The sequence below is a fragment of the Bradyrhizobium sp. STM 3809 genome, assembly GCF_000239795.1.
GTDB lineage: Bacteria > Pseudomonadota > Alphaproteobacteria > Rhizobiales > Xanthobacteraceae > Bradyrhizobium.
Window position 1 is genome coordinate 1 of sequence record NZ_CAFJ01000380.1, and the last position, 3135, is coordinate 3135.

Consider the following 3135-nt stretch of genomic DNA (forward strand, 5'->3'; position numbering starts at 1 on the left):
GACTGCAGCGACCGCCGAGGCCCAGGTCGCCGCCGACCGCAAGGCCATCGACGCCGCGCGCCAGGCCGAGCAGAACGCCAAGGGTGCCGCGATCGAGGCGCAGGAGCAGGCCGAAAAGAATCCGACCGCAGCCAACCAGGCAGCGGCCACCGCGGCGGCCGCGAAGCTGACCGCGGCGTCGGCGGCGCTGCAGGCCGCCTTCCAGAAGCTCGACAAGGACATCGACGTGTCCAACGAGGCCAAGGAAGCCGCCAACGCGGCGAAGGACACGGCCCGCGAGACTGCCGAGGCCGCTGGCAAGGCGGCCCAGCAGGCCGGCCAGGCCGCCGGCAACGCCAACGCTGGCGGTGCTGCCGCCAACAACGGTGGCGCGGCGAACAATGGCGGCGCGGCAGCCAACAACGGCAACAACAACAACAACAACAACCAGCAGAACCAGGAGGCCAAGGAAGCCGCCGAGCAGGCCGCGCTGCAGGCGGCGCTGAAGACGGGCGAGCAGGCCCGCGCGACGGCCCAGCAGAAGAGCCAGGCCGCGCAGGCCGCCGCGACCCAAAACCAGAAGACGGTCGAGGCCGCGCTCAACCAGAAGATCGGCGCACTCGACGCCGCGGTCGAAACCGCCGAGCAGAAGGTGAACGCCGACCGCCAGGCGCTCGAGAAGGCCCGCCAGGCCGCGCAGCAGGCGACGCAGGATGCGCAGGAGGCCGCCGAGCAGGTCGAACGCGCCAACACCGCCGCCAACCAGGCCGCATTGGCCGCCACGCAGGCCAAGGCGCAGACCACCGCAGCCGCCTTCAATCAGGCCAATGCGACGCTGAACGCCGACAACCAGGCCCTGACCCAGGCCCGCGAGAGCGGCGAGCAGCAGGAGCAGGCGCTACGGGCGGCCGCCCAGCAGCAGATCCAGGCCGGCTACACCGCCGCCCAGCAGGCGACCCAGGCCGCGTGGGCCGAGGCGCAGCAGATCGGTAATGCAGCGCTCGCCGCGCTCGAGCAGTAAGGCCCCGGCGTCCCGCGCCGCATGACCCTGACCCCTGGGGTGGCGCGGAACCCGATAACGAGAACAAGGCCATCACCAGCCGCATGCCAACCAGCCGGGACGATGCTCACGCGACGGGACTTGACCTCACCCCTGCCGCGCGACTCGCCCCGGCCCCCCATCCGCCCGGCATGCAAGTGCCTCCGCGCCCCGCTCCCCCGCGGGGCGTCTTTTTTTGTGTGACCGACGCGCGAGCACGAAGCCCAGGCCGTTCACAGGGACCTTCATGTCCATGCCGCGCGAGCTCTTCGCCGCGCGTCGGGATGACGGGGCATGGGCAGTGCAAGTCCAAGGGCAGTCCTATGAGCTCCTGCGCGGCTTGCGATCAGCACGCAAGCGTGCTGGCGGCTGAACGACTCCGATGGACCTGGCGTGGAGCAGCCGATGTGCCATGCTCCTCACCCGGATCGCTGCGCCATCCGGACTCGCCCCGCAAAGAGCGGGGAGAGATTTGCAGCGTCTAGCCAGGCTTAGCTCGATCTATCGACTTCGTTTCCATTCTGATGCGGCAGCTATTGCCGCGAAGGCCCGCGCGCTCCCTCTCCCTGTTCTCCACGGGGAGAGGGACGAGATGAGGGGCAGCCACACGGGTGGTCCTCTCGATACGACGAACTGATGTGAGCCTCGAAACCGAGCGTCTCGGCCTGTCTCAATACTGGACGCGGACGCCGACGACGCCGACGACGGCCATGAAGTTGTTGAGCGCGACGTTGGAGCGGGTCCATTCGGTGCGGACTTCGCTCTTCAGTTGGAGGTTGCGGTTCATCTTGTAGACGCCGCCGGCCGCGACGAACATGCGCTGGTCGACCCGGCCGATTCCGACGAACTGGTCCTGGCCATAGCCGGTGCGAAGCGTGCCGATCAGCCACGGTTCGAACTGATGATCCATTTGAAGGATGACATCCCGCGAAAGGATGCCGGAGACGTTCATCGCCGGCGTCTCTGAGGCCTGGGAGCGCGCCACCAGCACGAAAGTCGTCGCCTCGGTGGCGGCCCATGCGAGCGTCGCATCGGCGATCACGCCGCTGATGTTGGGCATCAGGGGCGAGTCCATGCGGCGGGTGAGATAGCCGACAGAGGCCTCGCCGGTCAGCGATCCCATGTTGACGACCGCACCGGCGCGTCCGGCGATGCCCGTGGAGTCGCGACGCTGCCCGTTGAAATCGACCTGCAGATCGTGATTGCGGCGGTCGAAGCTCATGTCGACGAAGGGCGAGATGTTCGGTGTCAGCACATAGGTCACGCGCACCTGCGCGCCTGGCTGCGTGTAGTTGCGGTCCTGCGTCCGCAGCGGCAAGTTGGCCGTGATCATGGCGTCGTTGAACACCACGCGGTCGGCCGATCCCTTGAACGCGATCTCGGTCGGGCCGATCTTCTGCAGCACGCCGGCGCTGCCGCCGAAGGTCGTGGCGCGCGGCAGCTTGAGGGCTCCGGGCAGCGCCAGCGCATCATTGACGAAGCGGCCCTCGCCGGTGAGCGCTGTCCCCTCGGTGACGTCGTAGCGCCCCTGCGCACGCGCCTCGAAGGTCGGATGGCTGAGCGAGCGGACATTGGTGTCCTCGGTGTAGGCGCCGCGAAAGTCGGCGTTGAGCTGGTGCCGCTCCCATTGCGACCGCACCGAGACCTCCGTGGCCGCGATCACGACCGGCGAGCCCTGCCCTCCATTGCGCCTCGTCGGATTGGTGTCATAGCCGGCCTGGATCTCGACGGCCGGCTTGACCAGGAACGAGCCCACCGCGACGCCCGTGGGATCATAGGGCTTGGCATCGGCCGTGACCGGCGGCGGTTTCACGGTATCGAGATTCCGATCAGGCAGAACGTCGCGATTGCGCAGCACCGCCGCCGGCTGAGCCGCGACAATAGTCTGCTCGGGCGCCCCGGGACGTGGCGCGGCAGGAGCTGGGGCCGTAATCTGCCTCGGGGGGGCCTGGACTGCAGCCGCCGCCGCGCGGCGCGCTTCCGGCGCAGCCGCGACAGCGCCGCGCGCCGGCTGGAACGCTGCGAAAGCGAAGCCCGCCGGCATGGCGGCCTTGCCGGGTGCCGCGAGCGCCGGCGCGCCGGCCTCGCGCACCGGCCGCAACAGCGCGCTGACGCTG

At 69.3% G+C, this 3135-nt stretch carries 1 protein-coding gene and 1 pseudogene; one reads left to right on the forward strand and one right to left on the reverse strand.

The genetic code is table 11. The features are described 5' to 3' along the window. Positions 1-1000 (forward strand): annotated as a pseudogene (locus BRAS3809_RS19420) (hypothetical protein); the annotation flags it as partial. A 688-nt stretch (positions 1001-1688) separates the two neighbouring features. On the opposite strand, the gene BRAS3809_RS19425 reads toward BRAS3809_RS19420, so the two are convergent. Further along, on the reverse strand, positions 1689-3135 hold a 1447-nt coding region (locus BRAS3809_RS19425), incomplete at its 5' end, for an outer membrane beta-barrel protein (RefSeq protein WP_052523440.1).